Genomic DNA, 19773 nt, shown 5'->3' with positions numbered 1-19773 from the left:
CCATGTTAAAAATCATCACCCTAATTACAAAATTCATTCTGGTTGTATTAACAGCTTTATTATTTGCTTCTTGCAACCATTCTATTAACTTAAATGCAATAAAAGGAAGCGGCAATGTGACCACGGAAAGCCGAATAGTTGACGGTGATTTCAAAAGCATTGAAGTCAATAACGCGATAGATCTTGTTATTGAGCAATCAGATAAAACAGAAATAGTGGTTGAAGCGGATGATAATTTACAAAAACACATTACCACCAAAGTAGAAAATGGAACCCTCGTTATTTCATTTGACAAAAATTCTTTTTCCAATGCTAGTTCTAAAAAAGTAACAGTAAAAATGGCTGTTATTGATGAATTAGAAGCCACAAGCAGCGCAACAATCTCGAGCAAGAATATAGTAAAAGGCGAAAACATACGATTGAACACGTCGAGTGGAGCAAGTATTGATTTAAGTATTGAATCGGATACTATTACGTGTGACACCAGTAGCGGAAGTACGATTACCATTAATGGAAAAGCGCTACAGATGACAACGACCGCTAGTAGTGGTAGCGAAATCAATGCTGATAAATTATTGGTCAATGACATCAGTGCCGATGTTTCCAGCGGAGCTTCCATTAGTGTTCATCCTATTGTCAGCTTAAAGGCAGAGGCATCCAGCGGAGGTAATATTACCTACGACATACAACCCAAATCAATTCAAAAAAACACTAGTTCAGGCGGAAGCATCAGCCAAGATTAAAACATATTTTTGTTAAAATATAAAGAAATCATCCATCACAAGTGGATGATTTTTTTATATTTGTGTGGACACTTATTTAAATAATCATGAAACAATACACGCTTATATTCCTACTGCTTTTATCAACCACATTGACATTGGCACAAAAAAAGGAAAAAATAAAAGGATCTAAAACGGTAACTGTTGAGCGCAGAGAAATTGAAAATTTTGAATCGTTACTAGTTGAAGACAACCTAGAAATTCACCTGGAAAGAGGGGAAAAAACAGCACTAAAAATCGAGGCTGATGATAACTTGCACGAAATTATTTCTGTAGATGTAACTGACAATATATTGCGTATTTACACGACAAAGCAAGCGATAAAATACAAAAAAATGATTGTGAGAGTTACCTATACTAATGATTTAAATTTGATTACTGCAAAAGATGAGTCAACAGTGAATGCCATTCAGGAACTTATACTAAATACTGTAACCTTAAAATCTCATGATGATTCCAAATTATTTTTGAATATCAGCACTAAGGATTTCTTGCTTCAAGCTGATGATAAAACAAAAACAGAACTCAATTTAAAAGCCGAAAATACGGTTATCGAATTAAGCAAAAATGCAACGCTAAAAGCCTTAATCACTACCGCGGATTTAAAAATGGATATGTACCTAAAGTCAGGCGCTACATTAGAAGGAAATGCTGTAAATACGGCCCTTCGTCTGGACAACAATGCATCGTTCACAGGAAACAAATTCAATACTAAAAATGCTGATATCACCACTGAAAGTGATTCAAGCTGCAGTTTATTTGTTGAAACAGCGGTAAGTATAGATGCTGTTGACAAATCAGAAATTCAACTGCTGGGTTCTCCAAAAATTGAAATACGAAAATTTGCCGATGAAGCAAAATTGATTAAAAAGTTGAAATAATCCTCTACCCGACCCTCTAGAAGGAGAGGGAGAAAAACTGGATTAAATAAATTACCTCGGGGCAGAGTCCCAGGGGCATTAGCAAAATAACAGCCGCAGATTCACAGATTTTCAATAATCTTTTTTAATCTGTGAATCTGTGGCTAAAAAAATCGAAACAGCGCTTCGAGAAATAAAACCTAAAGAGATTAAACTTCTTGAGGGTAATTAATAAACATTTCAATCCGTCTTAAATAAAATTTTGAACCACAAGAAACACAGAAAAAAAAGAGCTAGATAGCCAAATTAATGGGTGAACAAAGTGATTGTCTTCCTGTAAAAAAGTAAGACGCTTTTCAAAATTTCAAAATATCTGTTTCTATTTGGTTGCAAAAATAAACAACCTGAAGTATACCCAACTGATGAATTAAAATATCATAACAACAAAAAGTCCCACTTGCTATGGCAAATGGGACTTTTTAATTTGAAATTTGTGATGAAAATTATTCTTTAGCAGACAAATATCTTTCGGCATCAAGAGCAGCCATACAACCTGTTCCTGCAGCCGTTATCGCTTGACGATAGACATGATCCGCAGCATCACCTGCCACGAAAACGCCTTCAACATTCGTTTTTGAAGTCCCCGGCGTATTAATAATATAACCTGTTTCATCTAAAGTAATAAAACTTTTGAAAATATCGGTGTTGGGTTTATGACCTATAGCCACGAAGAAACCAGTTGCAGGAATATCAAAAACTTCGTTACTTGTTTTATTTAAAGCCTTAACGCCAGTAACTACTTGCTCGTCGCCTAGTACTTCAACAGTATCATGGTTCATTAATATGGTAATATTCTCTGTTTTACGAACGCGCTCTTCCATGATTTTAGAAGCTCTAAATTTTTCGCTGCGCACTAACATGGTTACTTTTTTGCAAAGTTTAGACAAATAATGTGCCTCTTCACAAGCAGAATCTCCTGCTCCTACAATCACGACTTCTTGATTTCTATAGAAAAAACCATCGCAAACGGCACAAGCTGAAACACCGCCACCCATTTTTAAATAGTGTTGCTCTGAAGGCATCCCTAAATATTTAGCCGATGCTCCGGTAGAAATAATGACAGTTTCGCAATGCAATTCTATAGTATCATTGATCCATACTTTATGAATATCCCCTGAAAAATCTACTTTAGTAGCCCATCCATCACGCACATCAGTTCCAAAACGTTCTGCTTGAGCCTGTAAGCCTACCATCATTTCTGGACCCGTTATCCCCTCAGGATTTCCAGGCCAATTTTCTACTTCATTAGTAGTAGTTAGCTGACCTCCAGGCTGCATTCCTTGATATACAACAGGGTTCATATTTGCTCTGGCAGCATAAATTGCCGCAGTATAACCTGCTGGACCAGAACCTATAATAAGACATTTAATTTTTTCGATTGTATTTGACATGTTGATGCTTTTTTTTGAATTAACAATGCAAAAATAGGATATTATTGCCGGAATAATGAACTGGAAGTATCAGTTTTTGTTATGCTTTTATAAAAAAAACCCTTCTGTTGAGACAGAAAGGATTTTTGTCGGGGTGGCAGGATTCGAACCTGCGGCCTTCCCGCCATTGCGGGACGCTATATCCGAGCCACTAAATATTTATTTAAAGAAACCTAGGTCTGCCAAATATCGTTTCGCTCCTCTTTTTTTTATTTTATGCTCTAAAATCATAGCCTCTGATCGTGTTGGAAGTTCAACTTCATAAATCAAACACCATGGTTTCCCAGACTTTGTAGACAAACTAAATCCAGAATTATGCCTGTATAATCTATTTATAAGGTGATCCGTTTGACCAATATAATATTTAAAAGAAATTTCACTCTGAATTATGTATACAGTGTACATATTTATAAAATAAAAAAAGCCGAACAAGTGTGTTCGGCTTTCGTCGGGGTGGCAGGATTCGAACCTGCGGCCTCCTGCTCCCAAAGCAGGCGCGATAACCGAGCTACGCTACACCCCGTAAGCGGGTGCAAAGATAGCATTATTTTTGGTTTATGCAAAACATTTTTAGAAATAAGAACTAAATTTATTTGGTCTATAAATCCAAAAATAAATTTAGGTTTCAAAAGCATAATCTAGTCATAACTTCCCTCTCACAGATGGCAGTAAAAAGCTTCGGCGGGTTAGTCCCAAATTATTTGCTAACAGAAAGGAGCGATCATAAAAAGCCCTTTTACGGCTTTAGAAAAAACCCAGAGCACCTCAAATTCCGAAACAATCGGGATTACAGTGCACAGCTGGAAGCCACTCTAAAAAATAAAACCCGTTTAAAAACGCAAATTGTCAAATAGCAACTAATCAAGCTTTAACAAATGTTAACAAAATAGATTTTTAGAAACCATAAATAATTGTATTTTTACGGTTCAAAATTTAGAAAAATAAATGGGTAAAATCATCGCAATTGCTAATCAAAAAGGAGGGGTTGGCAAGACTACGACATCTGTAAATCTTGCAGCTTCACTGGGCGTTTTAGAAAAGAAAGTATTACTTATTGATGCTGATCCACAAGCAAATGCTTCTTCAGGCTTAGGAATTGATGTTGAATCTGTTGAAATAGGGACCTATCAAATTCTGGAACACAGTCACACACCAAAAGAGGCCATTATTAAATGTTCTGCAATAAACGTAGATGTAATTCCTTCGCACATAGATCTTGTTGCCATTGAAATCGAATTAGTCGATAAGGAGAATAGAGAGTATATGCTTAAGCAATCATTAGAAAGCATCAAAGATAACTACGATTATATCATTATAGATTGTGCTCCATCATTGGGATTACTCACCTTAAATGCTTTGACGGCTGCGGACTCCGTGATTATTCCTATTCAGTGTGAATATTTTGCGTTAGAAGGGTTAGGAAAATTACTGAATACCATCAAAAGTATCCAAAAAATTCACAATCCGGATCTAGACATTGAAGGATTATTATTGACCATGTTTGACTCCCGTTTGCGTTTGTCAAACCAAGTGGTTGAAGAAGTTCAAAAACATTTTAACGACATGGTTTTTGAAACTATTATACAAAGAAATGTAAAATTGAGTGAAGCACCCAGTTTTGGCGAAAGCATAATAAACTACGATGCAACAAGCAAAGGTGCTACTAATTACCTACACTTGGCTCAAGAAGTTATCAAGAAAAACAGCAAATAATTTATGGCAAAAGCACTTAAAAAACAAGCCCTAGGAAGAGGATTATCTGCGTTACTAAAAGATCCGGAAAACGATATAAAATCCGTTAATGATAAAAATGCCGATAAAGTTGTAGGAAATATTATTGAGCTTGAAATTGAAGCTATTGAAATAAATCCGTTTCAACCCAGAAGCAATTTTAATGAGGAATCATTGCGAGAATTAGCAACTTCTATAAAAGAATTAGGTGTTATTCAACCCATTACTGTTCGAAAATTAGATTTCAATAAATACCAATTAATTTCAGGAGAGCGTCGTCTTCGTGCGTCTACTCTCGTGGGATTAAAAACGGTTCCTGCTTACATTAGAATTGCTAATGATAACGAATCACTGGTTATGGCCTTGGTGGAAAATATCCAACGCCATGATTTAGATCCAATTGAAATTGCACTTTCGTACCAACGTTTGATTGACGAAATTCAATTGACGCAGGAACAAATGAGTGATCGTGTAGGAAAAAAAAGATCTACAATTGCTAATTATTTACGACTATTGAAACTAGATCCGATTATCCAAACCGGAATTCGCGATGGTTTTATCAGTATGGGACACGGTCGCGCCATAATCAATATTGAAGACCAAGACATTCAAACGGACATATATCAAAAAATTGTTAGTCAAAATCTATCGGTTCGTGATACAGAAGCTCTAGTAAAAAACTATCAGGAAAGCTTAAAACCTAAACCTGCCGGAAAACCCAAAGCAACCTCCTTTGAAATAAAAGAGACTCAAAAGAATACTTTTGCCAATTATTTTGGAGCCAAAGTAGACGTAAAAGTAGCTGGAAATGGCAAGGGTAAAATTACAATTCCGTTTCACTCCGAAGAAGATTTCAACCGAATTATTAAACTAATAAACGAATAGTGCGCAAAATCATTTTCATCGCTTTGTTCTTTTTTACAGTAGGGAAAACTACTGTTTTGGCGCAAACAGAAACGGTTTTGGTCGCCAAAGATACTTTGAAATCAAATGATATTGATCCTCTAACTCCAGCAAAAGCAGCTTTTTATTCAGCCGTATTGCCAGGACTAGGTCAGGCTTACAATAAAAAATACTGGAAAATACCGCTGGTTTATGGAGCCATAGGAACCAGTCTTTACTTTTACATTGATAGTAACAAAAAATACCATCAATACAGAGATGCTTACAAAAGCAGGTTAGAAGGATATACAACAGATGATTTAGCCTTTTTAGACAATAATCGATTGATTGCCGGTCAAAAATTTTACCAAAGAAATCGTGATTTATCTGCTCTAATTACTATTGCTTTTTATGCGTTGAATATTCTTGATGCCAATGTAGATGCCGCTTTATTACAATTTAATGTAGATGAGAACTTATCGCTAAGACCAGTACTTTATCCGAATAATGTAACATTAAAGACGAATGTGGGACTAACCTTTAACTATAGTTTTTAGTGTCTAAAGCTAGTTTGAAATATTAAATAAAGAAAATAAAGCAGTATGTCATTAATAAACAGAATTGGGAAGAAAAATTTTTTTATTGGAATTACAGTTTTATTGCTTATCACTTTAGTAAATTATTCCGAAAATAAGACATTAGATCCAATCCGAATGAATTCCTTCTTTTCAGGATTCTTTGCTGGATTTTTAATCGCACTATTAGTTGCAGGTCTAATTAATTATTCAAAATTCAAAAAATAATACAAATGAAAATTGCGCTTCTAGGATACGGAAAAATGGGACAGGTAATTGAACGAATTGCACTAGAAAGAGGGCATCAAATCGTTTTAAAAAAAGAAGAAAAGAATACTTTTGAAGGCCTTGCAACTGCTGACGTAGCTATTGATTTTAGTGTTCCCACCGCGGCCGTTGCTAATATATCAAGCTGCTTTCATGCTAATGTCCCCGTAATTTCGGGAACAACAGGATGGCTAGAACATTATGATGAAATGGTTGCTCTTTGCAATCAACAAAAAGGAGCTTTTATTTCGAGTTCTAACTTTAGTTTAGGGGTAAATATTTTCTTTGAGCTGAATGAATATCTGTCTAAAATCATGTCAAAATTTGACACGTACACCGTTGCAATCGAAGAAATTCATCACACTCAAAAACTGGACGCACCAAGTGGAACTGCTATTTCATTAGCTGACGGAATACTTGCAAATAGTTTCTATACCGGCTGGACTTTAGAAAAACAGGAGAAAGAGCATTTGATCGCCAGCACATCATCAACACAAATTCCAATTGAAGCTAAAAGAATTGGATCCGTTCCGGGAACACATACCGTCACTTATAATTCAGCTGTAGATGCCATCGAAATTAAGCACACCGCACACAATCGCGAAGGTTTTGCATTAGGTGCAGTAATTGCAGCGGAATGGATTGTAGGAAAGCAAGGCGTTTTTACGATGAAAGATGTATTAGAATTAAAATAAAATTATTAGTCTGCTTAAGGATATAATTTCAAACGAGATGACCTTAAACTAAAAACTTTAAACAAAAAAAAATGTCAGTAATTCAATGGTTTGTGTTTTTTATGCTTGTCCAAATAGTTCACTTTTTAGGAACTTGGAAATTATACGAGAGCGCCGGTAGAAAACGCTGGGAAGCCGCTATTCCTGTATATAATGCGATTGTTTTAATGAAAATTACAGGTCGGCCTACATGGTGGACTATTTTATTATTTATACCAATTATCAATTTGATTATTTTTCCAGTACTCTGGGTAGAAACACTTCGAAGTTTTGGAAAACGATCCGGTTTAGATACTTTTTTAGCTATAATTACTTTTGGATTCTATATTTACTACGTTAACTACACCCAAAAACTAGAGTACATTGCTGACAGAAGCCTAAGACCTGAAAACAAAACGGCAGATACGGTTAGCTCTTTACTTTTTGCGGTAATTGTAGCCACAATCGTGCATACCTATTTTATTCAACCCTACACAATTCCAACTCCTTCTTTAGAGAAATCTTTATTAGTGGGTGACTTTCTATTTGTGAGCAAAATGAATTACGGCGCCAGAGTTCCCATGACAACAGTCGCGCTTCCTATGGTTCATGACTCTATTCCTTTGACAAAAAGTAAATCATACATCAGCTGGCCACAATTGCCATATATGAGATTGCCAGGCGTTCAGAATATTGACCATACGGATATTGTTGTTTTTAACTGGCCAGTAGATACCGTCTATATGTTTTTTGACACGTCAAAAAGACGCGCATACAAGCCTGTTGACAAAAAGTCGAATTATGTAAAAAGATGTCTGGGTCTTCCAGGAGATAGCTTATCGATAAAAGAAGGATTCGTGTACATAGATGGTAAGCTGTTGCAAATGCCAGAAAGAGCCAAACCACAGTTCTCCTATAAGGTGGCATTAGACGGAAAAACACCTATTGATTTTGAATATTTATTCAAGGAAATGGACATCACTGATCCTGCAGGTTTTTTAGATCAAACAAAAAGAGATACTATTTTATTGAGTGCTTTGACACAAGCTGGAGCGGACCGATTAAAAAACGTTCCTGGTATCACGGCTGTGATCCGCCAAATATCAAAAGAAGCTGACAACACTATATTTCCACACATCAATAAATGGAACCGTGACAATTTTGGACCTGTTTACATTCCAGAAAAAGGAAAAACTGTCGCATTAACAATTGAAACGCTACCATTCTATAAAGCAATCATCACTGATTATGAGATGAATGACGACGGAAAAACAAATGATCTAAAGGTTACAGGAAACGAAATAAGATTGAATGGTGCGGTTGTACAAACATACACCTTCAAACAAAATTATTACTGGATGATGGGTGATAACCGTCACAACTCAGAGGATAGTCGCTACTGGGGATTTGTACCGGAAAATCATATCGTAGGAAAACCTGTTTTTATATGGTTGAGTATTGATCCAAACGGAAAAGGACTAAACAAGGTCCGCTGGGACAGAGTTTTTACAACAGTTAGCGGTGAAGGGCAACCACAGTCCTATTTTAAATTATTTCTACTTGGATTAGTAATTTTCTTCGTAGGAGAATATTTTTGGAAGAAAAGAAAAGAGAGTAAAGGTTAAATAAAAAATGTTTAAGGTTTAAGGTTCAAAGTCACAAGACAACCTTAAACTTTAAACTTAGAACCAAAAAACAAATGAACATTCTCCTCCATCCTACTTACTTTCCTTCAATTAGTCACTTCGCAGCGATCGTACAATCTGAAAATATTACTTTTGAAATAGAAGATAATTTTCAGAAACAAACCAATCGCAACCGAACTTATATTTACAGTCCTAACGGCATTCAGTTATTAAATATTCCGGTAAAGCATTCGAAAGAAAGTCATCAAAAAACAAAAGATATTAGGATTGAAACCGATTTTGACTGGCAAAAACAGCATTTCAAATCACTGGAAGCTGCTTATAGAAGCTCGCCATTTTTTGAATTTTTTGAAGATGACATTCGACCTATTTTCGAAAAAAAACAAGACTTTTTATTGGATTTGAATTTCGAAGTACTGGCAATTCTGTCCAAATGTTTCCGCATGAAACTGGATTACGCAACAACCACAGAATACTTTCATGAGGTCAATACAACTACAATAATCGATTTTAGAACTTTGGTCAACGGAAAAAAAGATCTTTCGGTATTTGAAAATTACACACAGGTTTTTGATGATAAACACGGTTTTATCAACAATTTGAGTGTTTTAGATTTACTATTTAATGAAGGGAAATACGCGATGGATTATCTAAAAACACAAGTTTTGATTACCAAAGAATAGCATTAATAGCCTATTAATCATAGGACAATCGTGCCATGATAGGAAAATGATCCGAATTTATAAATTCAGGAAAATTTTCAAATTTTTTAACTGACATTTTCTCATCGGCAAAAATATAATCAATTCTTGCTGGATAATATCTGAATTTATAGGTTTCTCCAAATCCAGATCCCGCCTCTTCAAAACTATCTTTCATATTTCCTTTTACGCTTCTATAAACATAGGAAAAGGCACTATTGTTCATGTCGCCACAAATAACAATAGGATAAATACACTTCATTTTGTGTTCTTTGAAAATTTCTGCTTGTTGTTGTTGTTGTTTGAATGCTTTACTGATTCTGATAAAAAGCATTTGTGATTTTTGTTGATTAATAACATCTATATTTTGATCAATCTCATTAACATCAGGAGAAATTTTAATGGATTGCAAATGCATATTATAAACCCTGATTACGTCTTTTCCCTTTTTTATATCTGCATAAATCACGTTATTGCTAGAGTTAGGAAAAATGATGTTTCCCTGATCCAATATAGGGAATTTAGAAAAAATAGCCTGGCCTGTTTTGATTTGGTCACCATTCATATAAATATAACGATATGGATATACTTTTAAATCAATATGAGCTGAAGCTGAGAATTCCTGAAGACACACTATATCAGGATTTTTGTCATTTATAAAGTTCAAAATATCAGCAGGTACGTCATCTCTATCAATCCACTTGAACACATTTAGCAACCGAACGTTGTAACTCATCACAGTAAAATCTTTTTCCTCCTTGATTGATTCTGTAGATGAAAATTTATAAAATTTATTTATAAAAGTAATCCCAATCAATAAAACTAAACCAGAAACAATTAGCTGTTTTTTAAATTGTATAGCCCAATATAGGAAAAACAAGCCATTCAAAATAAAGAAAAACGGCATAAACAAAGTTAAAACTGAAAGAAGAGGAAAAGATTTAGGTGCTAGAAAAGGCAAAACGTAAGCAATAAAAGTGACCAAAGTTAGGACAATGTTCAAAAAAAATATCCCTTTATTAAACCACGAAAGATTTTTCATTTTTATATATTTTTTTATTTTGGTAAAAGCTAAAGCGCTACAAACCTATTTACCAACTTTGAACAAAAATTCCTTTTCCTCTTTAGACAAACTATCGTAACCGGACTGACTAATCTTATCTAATATTTCATCGATCTGTTGCTGACCTTTATCTTTTTCAATAATTTTTGAAGCACTTTTTTCGACAGGCTTATGGTAAGTTTTGTGTACTTTTTTGAACGGTGTGGATGCTTTCTTTTGGAACAAATTTGTAAAAAGAGCAATAGTCTGAGACACCACCGTGCTCATATCTGATCCGCTTTGAAGCAATTTAATAAAAATAAATCCAAAAAGAGCACCCGAGAGGTGAGAAACGTGTCCCCCCATATTTCCAGAACGAAGTTGCATCAAATCAACAACAATAATTACAGCGGTGATGTACCATAATTTGACATTGCCAATAATCAAAAGCTGAACATTCATCAAAGGGTAATAGGTTGTAACGGCTACTAAAATAGCCATAATTGCTGCAGAGGCACCTATAATTGGCGCATTAATATTTAAAAAATAAAATACAAGAATATAACAAAGTCCCGCGAAAATTGCACTTAAAACATATAACCCCAGCAATTGTTTAGCATTAAAATAAGTCATAAATAATCTACCAGAGAAGTTTAAAACAATCATATTAAAAATAATATGCATGATGCCGCTATGAAAAAAAGCATACGAAAGCAATGACCACGGCTTCCATAACAAATTAGCAGGATTAGAAGACAAACTTACATATTCCATGTAATCAATATCAATACCCAACACGGATATTATAGCGAAAAACAACCACGGAAACACAAATAACGACACGTTCCAAAAGATTAATCTCAGGACGAGGCCTCCCATTTTGTATTGTAATTTCAGATCATCGATAATATTCATAAGTGATTTAGGATTTAAAATCGGTTATTGTAATTCTAACACAAAAGTGCGCATCCAGATTCTAATTCCAACGATTTTTATTGAACTGATTTTTTTTCCAGTACCACATAATTATAAAACCAAATAAAGCTCCACCTACGTGTGCAAAGTGAGCAATGCCGCCACCTCCAAAAATTGATTTTCCTGAAATCCCTAAATACAAATCGATTAGTACTAAACCGGGAACAAAATACTTTGCTTTTATTGGCACAGGAATAAACATTAAAGACAATTCAGCATTAGGAAACATGAAGGCAAAAGCCACAATTGTACCATATATAGCACCCGAAGCGCCCACTGCAGTACCTATAAAGGCGCTTGTGAAATTCTGAAAATCAGAAACAGACAAAATCTCTTGCCAGCGTGTATCAATCTTACCTTCATTTAAGATTTGTACAATTTCTTGTTTAGAAAACCCATTAGCCATCAACGTATTTAAACTATCCTGAAAATAGTAATAATTGACTCCAGTATGCAATAAAGCTGCTCCTAATCCACAAGAAAGATAAAAAAACAAAAACTTTTTGCTTCCCCAGATTTGTTCTAAAGCAGATCCAAAAGAATACAAGGCAAACATATTAAAAAAAATATGCATAAAACCACCGTGCATAAACATGTGAGTAACAGGTTGCCAAACTTGAAAACCTTCATTTTCTGGAAAATACAAAGCTAACAATCTATAAGCAGGTTCTTTTAAAATCAGTGTTCCAACAAAAAACAAAACATTGATTATAATTAATTGTTTTACGGTTTCAGTTACGTTTCTCATATTGCAAATTTTTTATCTAAATCTTCTACACGCATGGTGATGAAAGTGGGTTTATGAAATGGGGAAACATTTGGCTCCTTGCAGGCAAAAAGCCCATTGACCAAGTTTTCCTGTTCTTTTTCTGTAAGGTGTGTTCCTGTTTTTACGGCCAGACTTTTAGCCATTGATTTAGCTATAGTGTCGTTTTGACTAAAACTACTCTCTGGAATACCGTTATGCAAATCACTTAATAATTGTTCTAAAACCAATGAAACTTCACTCTCTGTTACATTCACAGGAATACCGGAAATAACAATGTGATCCGTACTATTTTCTTCAAAAACAAATCCAGTATTCCTTAATGACAATTGTAATTCACCGATAAGTTCCATTTCGCTTGACGAAAAAAACAAATTAAGAGGGAATAATAATTGTTGACTTGAAGCCTGACGAACGGTCATATTGACTAAAAATTGCTCGTATAATACACGTTGATGTGCCCGCTGCTGATCTACAATTACCATTCCTGATTTTATCGCTGAAACAATATATTTTTTATGTATTTGATAGGTTTTTTGCACAGAATGCTCCACTTCTTCATCATTAAATAAAGAGGAAGTGACCTCTTCATTTTCAAAAGTCAAGTTTCCTATTTCATCTGTATCTTGTTTTAAACCTACATATAAACTTTCCCAATTAGCAGTTGGTTCCGGTTTTCTATAACTGGAAAACTGTTTGCTGGGTTTTTCTTCAGAGAAAGGATTAAAGTTACCATTAACCTGAATTGTTGGCGTTGCACCTTCTAAATCCTTATAATGATACGGCGTATCTAAATTAGAATCGCGATCAAAATCTAAAACTGGAGCCACATTGAACTGACCCAAACTATGCTTTATAGATGCCCTTAAAATGGCGTATAATGCATGCTCGTCATCAAACTTAATTTCTGTTTTAGTAGGATGAATATTGATGTCAATAGTATTTGGCGGCACTGATAAATATAAAAAATAACTGGGCTGGGCACCATCCTTCAGGATTCCGTCATAAGCAGCCATAACCGCATGATGCAGATATCCGCTTTTTATAAATCGGTCGTTGACAAAGAAAAATTGTTCGCCCCGATTTTTTTTGGCAAATTCTGGTTTGCAAACAAATCCCTGAATTGTCACAATTTCAGTTTCCTCTTGAACTGGAACTAATTTTTCATTTGTTTTACCTGAAAAAATATTCACAATTCGCTGTCGAGAAGTAGCTGGTGGCAAATTAAACATTTCACTGCCATTGTGATACAAAGTAAAATGTATTTTGGGATGAGCCAAAGCCACACGCTGAAATTCATCCATGACATGGCGATATTCTACCGTATCTGATTTTAGAAAATTACGTCGCGCTGGAATATTAAAAAACAAATTTTTGACTGCAAAGGAAGTTCCTTTAGGTAAAACTGCCACATCTTGCGATACAAATTTGCTACCCTCAACTACAATATGCGTCCCCAAATCTTGTTGATCCTGCTTGGTTTTCATTTCCACATGAGCAATCGCTGCAATAGAGGCTAATGCTTCGCCACGAAAACCTTTAGTATGCAGTGAAAATAGATCTTCGGCCTGACGGATTTTAGATGTAGCGTGACGTTCAAAACACAAACGAGCATCAGTAATACTCATACCCAGACCATTATCAATCACTTGTACTAATACTTTTCCAGCATCTTTAATAATTAATTTAATATCTGTTGCCCTAGCATCAACGGCATTTTCAAGCAATTCTTTGACAACCGAAGCTGGTCTTTGAACGACTTCTCCAGCAGCAATTTGATTGGCAACATGATCAGGAAGTAATTGAATTATACTCGACATTAAAAAGTTTAGGTTTGAAGTTTAGCCCTTCGACTGCGCTCAGGGTGATAATAGTTTATTGTAAAACCAAAAGGTACAAATTTAATGAATTTCTACGGGGAATGGTAGTGCCTTTAATCATAAAAAAAACAAAAAACCTATACTATTTGTAGAACAGTATAGGTTTTAAAATAATAAATCTTATTTCTTATTCTTCTAATCCTAAAGGTAGGTTTTCAATTTTTAAAGCCCCGGAAGACAGTAATTGTTGGTTGCTAAACTGATGACTTAAAGAAGATTGTTGTCGGATATAAGCCATTTTTATTGCAGCAATTGCGGCTTCAATACCTTTGTTTCCGTGAATCCCTCCACTTCTATCAATGGATTGTTGCATCGTATTATCAGTAAGCACACAAAAAATAACTGGAATATCCGTTTGCACGTTCAAATCTTTAATTCCTTGCGTAACCCCTTCACATACAAAATCAAAATGCTTGGTTTGCCCTTGAATGACGCAACCTATAACGATTACTGCATCCACATTTTGAGTTTGTAACATTTTCTTAGCTCCATAAATAAGTTCAAAACTTCCTGGAACATTCCAGCGAATGATTTGACCAAAAGGAACCTCGTTTTCTAACAATGTCTTGAATGCCCCGTCAAAGAGACCTTCTGTGATGGTGTCATTCCATTCTGCAACAACAATTCCAAAACGAAACTTTTTCGCATCAGGAACAGAACTTTTATCGTAATCAGATAAATTTTTATTTTCGGTAGCCATTTGATTTTAAAATTTTGATTTTCAGATATTAAAGATAGCATTTTGAACTCAAAATTCTACACTATTAAATATCCAATCTTATATCATTTTTTACTATTGCGCTAATCCTATCAAAACATCAACAGAAGCAGCTTCTGGAACACCTTCATAATTTTCTTTGATATCAGTAAAATATTTCAAGGCATCTGCTTTATTTCCTAAAGCTAATGCTGTTTTTCCAGCCTTTAACAAAAAACGTGGAGTTGTAAAATCATTTTTATTTGATCCTGCCGCTTTTACATAATTCTCTAAAGCTTCTTTGGGTTGATTTTTTTGAGAATAAGCATCGCCTATTGCTCCTTTAGCCAAAGCACTTAAAACAATATCGTCTGAATTAAATTTGTTTAGATAATCAATTGCTTCTGTATATTTTCCAGTATTCAAAAATGCAATTCCAGCGTAATAATTCGCTAAATTCCCTGCATCAGTTCCAGAATATTCATCTGCAATTTTCAAAAAACCAAATTTCCCTTCTGAACCATTCAAAGATAATTTGTACAATGAGTCAGTAGCTACGCCATCTGTTGCTTTTTGAAAATTTTGTTGGGCTACAAACATTTCATTTGCGGCTTCATCTTCTAACGGAGCGGCAACAAATCTTTGATACGCTAAATATCCAATGGTAAATAAGGCTGCAAAGGCAACAAACCCAATAATAATTTTCTGATTTTTAGCAACCCAATCCTCTGTTATTGTTGCAGTTTCATCTAATTTAGAAAAAACTTCAGCAGTAGTACTGTCTTTTTCGTCAACGATAACTGTTTCAACTCCATCTTTTACTTCTTTTTCTTTGGGTGCTTTATATCCTCTTTTATTGTAAGTAGCCATTTAAATTTAATTTAGTGAATCGCAAAAATAAAATTTTTATTCAAACCCACACAAGAAATATGATTTTATATTCAAAAAAAATATGCAATGCGGCCCATTGTTTCTTTAACCAAAATAATTCTCAGAGAAAAAACAGAAAAGATGATTTTATCGATATTTTTCAATAATTTGCACCCACTTTGAAAAACCCGTTCAAAAACAGCAAAGATCTCAATACCAGCAAGCCTTACTCATGTATTTAAAAAAGATTTCATTATTCAATTATAAGAATTTCTCCGAAGCCAATTTCGATTTTGATACAAAAATAAATTGCTTTGTAGGCAGGAATGGCATTGGAAAAACAAATGTGCTTGATGCAATTTATCATTTATCCTACGGAAAAAGCTATTTCAATCCGTTAGCGGTTCAAAACATCAAACATGGTGAGGAATTTTTTGTCATTGATGCTGAATTTGAAAAGAACGACCGAACAGAACAAATTGTTTGCAGTCTTAAAAAAGGACAAAAAAAAATCTTAAAACGCAACGGCAAAGCCTATGATAAATTTTCAGATCATATTGGGTTTATTCCTTTAGTAATTATCTCGCCTGCAGATAGGGATTTAATTGTGGAAGGTAGCGAAACCAGACGAAAATTCATGGACAGCGTGATTTCGCAACTGGATTCCCATTACTTGCAGCAACTCATTCAATACCAAAAAGTAATGAACCAGCGCAATGCTTTGCTGAAATACTTTGCTTTGAACCATGTTTTTGAAACTGATACGTTATCAATATATAATGAGCAACTAGACGGTTTTGGCTGCTATATTTTTGAAAAAAGAAAAGAATTCATAAAGCAGTTCATTCCTATTTTTAATACGCACCATCAAGCAATAACGGGCTCACAAGAAACGGTGCAACTCGAGTATGAAAGTCATCTATTTCAAAAAGATCTACTCACTTTACTACAGGAAAACATCAACAAAGACCGAGCACTACACTATACGAGCGTTGGGATTCACAAAGACGATTTGGCTTTTAATATTGACGGACATCCGATTAAGAAATTTGGCTCACAAGGCCAACAAAAATCATATTTAATCGCTTTAAAATTAGCACAATTTGAATTTTTAAAAAACCAAAGTGGCGTAAAACCAATCCTTTTATTTGATGATATTTTTGACAAATTAGACGAAAGTCGCGTTGCCAAAATAATAGAAATGGTCAATAGCGATACTTTTGGTCAGCTCTTTATTTCGGACACGCATCCGGAGCGCACGGAAATTATTGTAAAATCAACCCATCAGAGCTATCGAATTTTCAACTTATAACTTTTATTTAATAAAATTCCACGTTCGAAAATTGAAAAAATACCTAAATTAGCCTATTCAATTAAAAATCAAATTACGATGAAATTTAACTCTATAATTCTTATAATTATTGCTTTTGTTTTTATATCCTGCAATGGGCAAACTAATTCAGACAGCAATACAATCGATGCAAAAACATTTGCCGAAAAAATTGCAGCAACACCAAATCCTCAAATTCTGGATGTACGAACACCTGCAGAATTTTCGTCAGAACACATTGATGAAGCCGTAAATGTAGATTGGTTAGGAGACAGTTTTGCCGCAGGAACCGAAAAATTAGACAAAACAAAACCAATTTTTGTATACTGCAAAAGTGGCGGAAGAAGTCAGAGTGCTGTTGAAAAACTAGAAGAACTTGGCTTCAAAAACGTATATCAATTACAAGGCGGAATATTAAAATGGGATGCTGCAGGACTATCTAAACCAAGTAACAAAGTATCTGGAATGACTGTGCAGGACTACAATAAATTAGTAGATTCAGATAAAAAAGTAATGGTTAGTTTTTACGCAGAATGGTGTGCCCCTTGCAAAAAAATGACTCCTTACATCACAAAAATGCAAACTGAACTTGCAGATAACGTAACCATCATACGATTAGATGCCGATAAAAATAAAACCTTAATGTCCGAGATGAAAATCAGCGAACTTCCTACCGTATTAGTGTATGAAAAAGCAGCAGTAAAATGGCGAAAATCCGGTTTTATTAGTGAAGAGGAATTAAGAAAACAAATACAATAATTCAAGCATGCTTTCAAAAGATACCTTACAATTTCTAGATGATTTAAAAGCCAACAACAACCGAGATTGGTTTCTGGAAAACAAAAAACGTTACGAAATTTTCAAGAAAGACTATCAACAATTAGTTGCTGATTTGCTAGACGCCATGAAACCGATGGATCCTTCGCTGGAAATGCTCGAAGTCAAAAATTGTACGTTCAGAATCAATCGTGACATTCGGTTTTCTAAAGACAAAACCCCGTACAAATCGCACTTGGGAATTTGGCTTTCGGCCGGAGCCAAAGGACTGAATCGTTCTGGATATTACATTCATTTAGAAAAAGGAGCCAGCTTCATTGCCGGTGGGTTGTATTGCCCCGAGTCAGAAGATTTAAAAAAAATGCGTAAGGAAATTGCTTTTTTCTACGAAGATCTGGAAGCTATTCTTGTGGAAAAAAATTTCAAAAACGAATTTAATGACTTTGATCGGAATGAAAAAAACACTTTAAAAAACCCACCACGAGGTTATGAAAAAGAACATCCGGCTATTGATTTATTAAAACTAAAAAGTTTTGAGTCATCACAGAAAATTGAGTTTTCAGCTGCTGCAAAAAAAGATTTTGTTGCCGTAATGAGTAAAAAACTGATTGCGCTAAAACCTTTGAACGATTTCATCAACCGCGCCTTAACGTCGGAGTAATACAATGAAAAAAAGGAAAATACTTTTTCTTGGAGAATCCTACAGAGCCGATGCCATCACTTGGATGAACGGGCTCAAGGAATTTGGTAATTTTGACATCATCACTTGGGAATTAAAAACACCCAGCGATTGTTTGAAAAACCGAATTATGAGGGTTTTCGAATTTGAATTGGCTATTTTCAAAATTAGAAAACTAATCCAGTTGCAGAAACCAGATATGGTTATAGCGGAACGAACCACCAGTTATGGTTTTCTTGCTGCGTTGTCTGGCGTAAAACCAGTTGCAATTGCGCAACAGGGAAGAACTGATTTGTGGCCGGAAAAATCTATTACATTACCACTAAAAAAAATAATTCAACATTATGCTTTCAAAAAAGCCGATTTAATTCATGCTTGGGGTCCCGTAATGACGGTTTCTATGAAAGAAAATAAAGTTGACATGAATAAGGTTTTGGTATTGTCAAAGGGAATTGATTTGGTGAAATTTGGCAATCAAAACACTGCTAATCCCACAAAAATTAGCGCTATCGTCACCCGTTCTTTATCGCCTGAATACCGCCATGATATTATTTTAAAAGCATTTGCTATTTTAAATCAAAACGGGATAGATTTTGATCTTACGATCGTAGGAGACGGATCACAACTTGCAAAATTGAAGAATTTAGCAAAAAATTTAGGTGTCGCAAATAAAGTTAATTTTACCGGACGTATTCTGAATACGGCATTACCAAAGCTATTGCAAGAAGCTAATATTTATATCGCTATGCCAATAACAGAAGGTGTTTCGGCATCCCTATTTGAAGCTATGGCTACAAATTGTTATCCTATAGTAAGTGATATTCCGGGAAATCAAAGTTGGATTACACATCTAAAAAATGGTCAATTAGTTCCCGTTGACGATTTTGAAAAATTAGCTGCCGAAATAATTTGGTCCTTTGAAAACAAAGAATATCGAGCAGAAGCCGTTTCTAAAAATCGCGTTTTTGTTACTAAAAACATGGACTACGCCACTAATATGAAGCTCATTGCTAGTAAATATCATGATTTAATTAACAAATCAAAAGCAGAACACCCTTTAGTTTAGCCTGCAGCATTTGCATGATAGTCTGGAATCACAAATAATTAATG

General features: G+C 34.7%; 21 protein-coding genes and 1 tRNA gene. 13 read left to right on the top strand and 9 right to left on the bottom strand.

The features are described from left to right. Positions 1-2: 2 nt before the first annotated feature. Together ACEN2F_RS09905 and ACEN2F_RS09900 are read left to right on the top strand one after the other, a co-directional pair. Positions 3-743, top strand: coding sequence for a head GIN domain-containing protein (locus ACEN2F_RS09905; protein ID WP_441738517.1), 741 nt, complete (start codon positions 3-5; stop codon positions 741-743). 86 nt (positions 744-829) lie between these two features. Beyond that, positions 830-1663, top strand: a complete 834-nt coding sequence (locus tag ACEN2F_RS09900; protein WP_441738514.1) for a GIN domain-containing protein — start codon at positions 830-832, stop codon at positions 1661-1663. Positions 1664-2145: 482 nt separating this feature from the next. On the opposite strand, the gene trxB is transcribed toward ACEN2F_RS09900, so the two are convergent. The 3 genes from trxB to ACEN2F_RS09885 all read right to left on the bottom strand — a co-directional run bounded on the left by trxB (position 2146) and on the right by ACEN2F_RS09885 (position 3655). Continuing rightward, the gene (gene trxB, locus ACEN2F_RS09895; protein ID WP_441738511.1) at positions 2146-3093 is read right to left on the bottom strand and encodes a thioredoxin-disulfide reductase; all 948 of its coding nucleotides are present in this window, start codon (positions 3091-3093) and stop codon (positions 2146-2148) included. Positions 3094-3291: 198 nt separating this feature from the next. Beyond that, positions 3292-3537, bottom strand: coding sequence for a GIY-YIG nuclease family protein (locus ACEN2F_RS09890; RefSeq protein WP_441738509.1), 246 nt, complete (start codon positions 3535-3537; stop codon positions 3292-3294). A gap of 43 nt (positions 3538-3580) precedes the next feature. Further along, positions 3581-3655, bottom strand: a tRNA-Pro gene (locus tag ACEN2F_RS09885). Between the two features lie 422 nt (positions 3656-4077). On the opposite strand from ACEN2F_RS09885, the gene ACEN2F_RS09880 reads away from it, so the two are divergent. The 7 genes from ACEN2F_RS09880 to ACEN2F_RS09850 all read left to right on the top strand — a co-directional run bounded on the left by ACEN2F_RS09880 (position 4078) and on the right by ACEN2F_RS09850 (position 9629). Then, the gene (locus ACEN2F_RS09880; protein ID WP_441738507.1) at positions 4078-4845 is read left to right on the top strand and encodes a ParA family protein; all 768 of its coding nucleotides are present in this window, start codon (positions 4078-4080) and stop codon (positions 4843-4845) included. 3 nt (positions 4846-4848) lie between these two features. After that, positions 4849-5748 (top strand): ParB/RepB/Spo0J family partition protein, encoded by a 900-nt coding sequence (locus ACEN2F_RS09875; RefSeq protein WP_441738504.1) that lies wholly within the window; start codon positions 4849-4851, stop codon positions 5746-5748. Then, positions 5748-6302, top strand: coding sequence for a DUF5683 domain-containing protein (locus ACEN2F_RS09870; RefSeq protein ID WP_441738501.1), 555 nt, complete (start codon positions 5748-5750; stop codon positions 6300-6302). Before ACEN2F_RS09875 ends, ACEN2F_RS09870 begins: the two co-directional genes overlap by 1 nt. 45 nt (positions 6303-6347) lie before the next feature. Next, complete coding sequence (locus ACEN2F_RS09865) at positions 6348-6548, top strand: hypothetical protein (protein WP_441738500.1); 201 nt, start codon at positions 6348-6350, stop codon at positions 6546-6548. 5 nt (positions 6549-6553) lie between these two features. Continuing rightward, complete coding sequence (dapB, locus tag ACEN2F_RS09860; RefSeq protein WP_441738497.1) at positions 6554-7282, top strand: 4-hydroxy-tetrahydrodipicolinate reductase; 729 nt, start codon at positions 6554-6556, stop codon at positions 7280-7282. 71 nt (positions 7283-7353) lie between these two features. Then, complete coding sequence (lepB, locus tag ACEN2F_RS09855) at positions 7354-8925, top strand: signal peptidase I (protein ID WP_441738494.1); 1572 nt, start codon at positions 7354-7356, stop codon at positions 8923-8925. 74 nt (positions 8926-8999) lie between these two features. Then, positions 9000-9629: a WbqC family protein gene (locus ACEN2F_RS09850; protein ID WP_441738492.1), complete on the top strand. Its 630-nt coding sequence runs from the start codon at positions 9000-9002 to the stop codon at positions 9627-9629. Between the two features lie 13 nt (positions 9630-9642). Here the strand turns inward: ACEN2F_RS09850 and ACEN2F_RS09845 are convergent, their stop codons facing one another. The 6 genes from ACEN2F_RS09845 to ACEN2F_RS09820 form a co-directional block, all read right to left on the bottom strand. Beyond that, positions 9643-10689 carry an endonuclease/exonuclease/phosphatase family protein gene (locus ACEN2F_RS09845; RefSeq protein ID WP_441738490.1) on the bottom strand — a complete coding sequence of 349 codons (1047 nt, stop codon included), beginning with the start codon at positions 10687-10689 and terminating at the stop codon, positions 9643-9645. Positions 10690-10734: 45 nt separating this feature from the next. After that, a complete protein-coding gene (locus tag ACEN2F_RS09840) occupies positions 10735-11604 on the bottom strand; it encodes a rhomboid family intramembrane serine protease (protein ID WP_441738487.1) in 870 nt (289 codons plus the stop codon). Positions 11605-11665: 61 nt separating this feature from the next. Beyond that, positions 11666-12412 (bottom strand): rhomboid family intramembrane serine protease, encoded by a 747-nt coding sequence (locus ACEN2F_RS09835; RefSeq protein WP_441738485.1) that lies wholly within the window; start codon positions 12410-12412, stop codon positions 11666-11668. After that, positions 12409-14250 (bottom strand): DNA mismatch repair endonuclease MutL, encoded by a 1842-nt coding sequence (gene mutL / locus ACEN2F_RS09830; protein WP_441738483.1) that lies wholly within the window; start codon positions 14248-14250, stop codon positions 12409-12411. The genes ACEN2F_RS09835 and mutL overlap by 4 nt, the downstream gene beginning before the upstream one ends. A gap of 187 nt (positions 14251-14437) precedes the next feature. Then, complete coding sequence (gene ribH, locus ACEN2F_RS09825; protein WP_441738481.1) at positions 14438-15010, bottom strand: 6,7-dimethyl-8-ribityllumazine synthase; 573 nt, start codon at positions 15008-15010, stop codon at positions 14438-14440. 93 nt (positions 15011-15103) lie between these two features. Then, positions 15104-15877, bottom strand: coding sequence for a tetratricopeptide repeat protein (locus ACEN2F_RS09820; protein ID WP_441738478.1), 774 nt, complete (start codon positions 15875-15877; stop codon positions 15104-15106). A 232-nt stretch (positions 15878-16109) separates the two neighbouring features. On the opposite strand from ACEN2F_RS09820, the gene recF reads away from it, so the two are divergent. From recF to ACEN2F_RS09800, 4 genes are all read left to right on the top strand, one after another. After that, positions 16110-17189, top strand: a complete 1080-nt coding sequence (gene recF, locus ACEN2F_RS09815) for a DNA replication/repair protein RecF (RefSeq protein ID WP_441738475.1) — start codon at positions 16110-16112, stop codon at positions 17187-17189. A gap of 78 nt (positions 17190-17267) precedes the next feature. Continuing rightward, positions 17268-17966, top strand: coding sequence for a thioredoxin domain-containing protein (locus ACEN2F_RS09810; protein ID WP_441738472.1), 699 nt, complete (start codon positions 17268-17270; stop codon positions 17964-17966). Between the two features lie 7 nt (positions 17967-17973). Continuing rightward, complete coding sequence (locus ACEN2F_RS09805) at positions 17974-18645, top strand: DUF2461 domain-containing protein (RefSeq protein ID WP_441738469.1); 672 nt, start codon at positions 17974-17976, stop codon at positions 18643-18645. A 4-nt stretch (positions 18646-18649) separates the two neighbouring features. Beyond that, on the top strand, positions 18650-19729 hold the full coding sequence (locus ACEN2F_RS09800) for a glycosyltransferase (protein WP_441738467.1): 1080 nt from the start codon (positions 18650-18652) through the stop codon (positions 19727-19729). Positions 19730-19773 lie beyond the last annotated feature (44 nt).

Origin of the sequence: Flavobacterium sp. W20_MBD1_R3, from assembly GCF_052119725.1 — a bacterium.
GTDB lineage: Bacteria > Bacteroidota > Bacteroidia > Flavobacteriales > Flavobacteriaceae > Flavobacterium.
The sequence above is the reverse complement of the archived record's forward strand: the minus strand, read 5'-3'. Positions and strand labels throughout refer to the sequence as shown.

Coding starts and splice junctions, on each gene's coding strand:
- dapB (WP_441738497.1), top strand. CDS start 6,554: ATGAAAATTGCGCTTCTAGGATACGGAAAAATGGGACAGGTAATTGAA.
- recF (WP_441738475.1), top strand. CDS start 16,110: ATGTATTTAAAAAAGATTTCATTATTCAATTATAAGAATTTCTCCGAA.
- ACEN2F_RS09880 (WP_441738507.1), top strand. CDS start 4,078: ATGGGTAAAATCATCGCAATTGCTAATCAAAAAGGAGGGGTTGGCAAG.
- ACEN2F_RS09875 (WP_441738504.1), top strand. CDS start 4,849: ATGGCAAAAGCACTTAAAAAACAAGCCCTAGGAAGAGGATTATCTGCG.
- ACEN2F_RS09800 (WP_441738467.1), top strand. CDS start 18,650: ATGAAAAAAAGGAAAATACTTTTTCTTGGAGAATCCTACAGAGCCGAT.
- ACEN2F_RS09805 (WP_441738469.1), top strand. CDS start 17,974: ATGCTTTCAAAAGATACCTTACAATTTCTAGATGATTTAAAAGCCAAC.
- ACEN2F_RS09835 (WP_441738485.1), bottom strand. CDS start 12,412: ATGAGAAACGTAACTGAAACCGTAAAACAATTAATTATAATCAATGTT.
- ribH (WP_441738481.1), bottom strand. CDS start 15,010: ATGGCTACCGAAAATAAAAATTTATCTGATTACGATAAAAGTTCTGTT.
- mutL (WP_441738483.1), bottom strand. CDS start 14,250: ATGTCGAGTATAATTCAATTACTTCCTGATCATGTTGCCAATCAAATT.
- ACEN2F_RS09820 (WP_441738478.1), bottom strand. CDS start 15,877: ATGGCTACTTACAATAAAAGAGGATATAAAGCACCCAAAGAAAAAGAA.
- ACEN2F_RS09865 (WP_441738500.1), top strand. CDS start 6,348: ATGTCATTAATAAACAGAATTGGGAAGAAAAATTTTTTTATTGGAATT.
- ACEN2F_RS09840 (WP_441738487.1), bottom strand. CDS start 11,604: ATGAATATTATCGATGATCTGAAATTACAATACAAAATGGGAGGCCTC.
- ACEN2F_RS09905 (WP_441738517.1), top strand. CDS start 3: ATGTTAAAAATCATCACCCTAATTACAAAATTCATTCTGGTTGTATTA.
- ACEN2F_RS09900 (WP_441738514.1), top strand. CDS start 830: ATGAAACAATACACGCTTATATTCCTACTGCTTTTATCAACCACATTG.
- ACEN2F_RS09890 (WP_441738509.1), bottom strand. CDS start 3,537: ATGTACACTGTATACATAATTCAGAGTGAAATTTCTTTTAAATATTAT.
- ACEN2F_RS09850 (WP_441738492.1), top strand. CDS start 9,000: ATGAACATTCTCCTCCATCCTACTTACTTTCCTTCAATTAGTCACTTC.
- ACEN2F_RS09810 (WP_441738472.1), top strand. CDS start 17,268: ATGAAATTTAACTCTATAATTCTTATAATTATTGCTTTTGTTTTTATA.
- lepB (WP_441738494.1), top strand. CDS start 7,354: ATGTCAGTAATTCAATGGTTTGTGTTTTTTATGCTTGTCCAAATAGTT.
- ACEN2F_RS09845 (WP_441738490.1), bottom strand. CDS start 10,689: ATGAAAAATCTTTCGTGGTTTAATAAAGGGATATTTTTTTTGAACATT.
- trxB (WP_441738511.1), bottom strand. CDS start 3,093: ATGTCAAATACAATCGAAAAAATTAAATGTCTTATTATAGGTTCTGGT.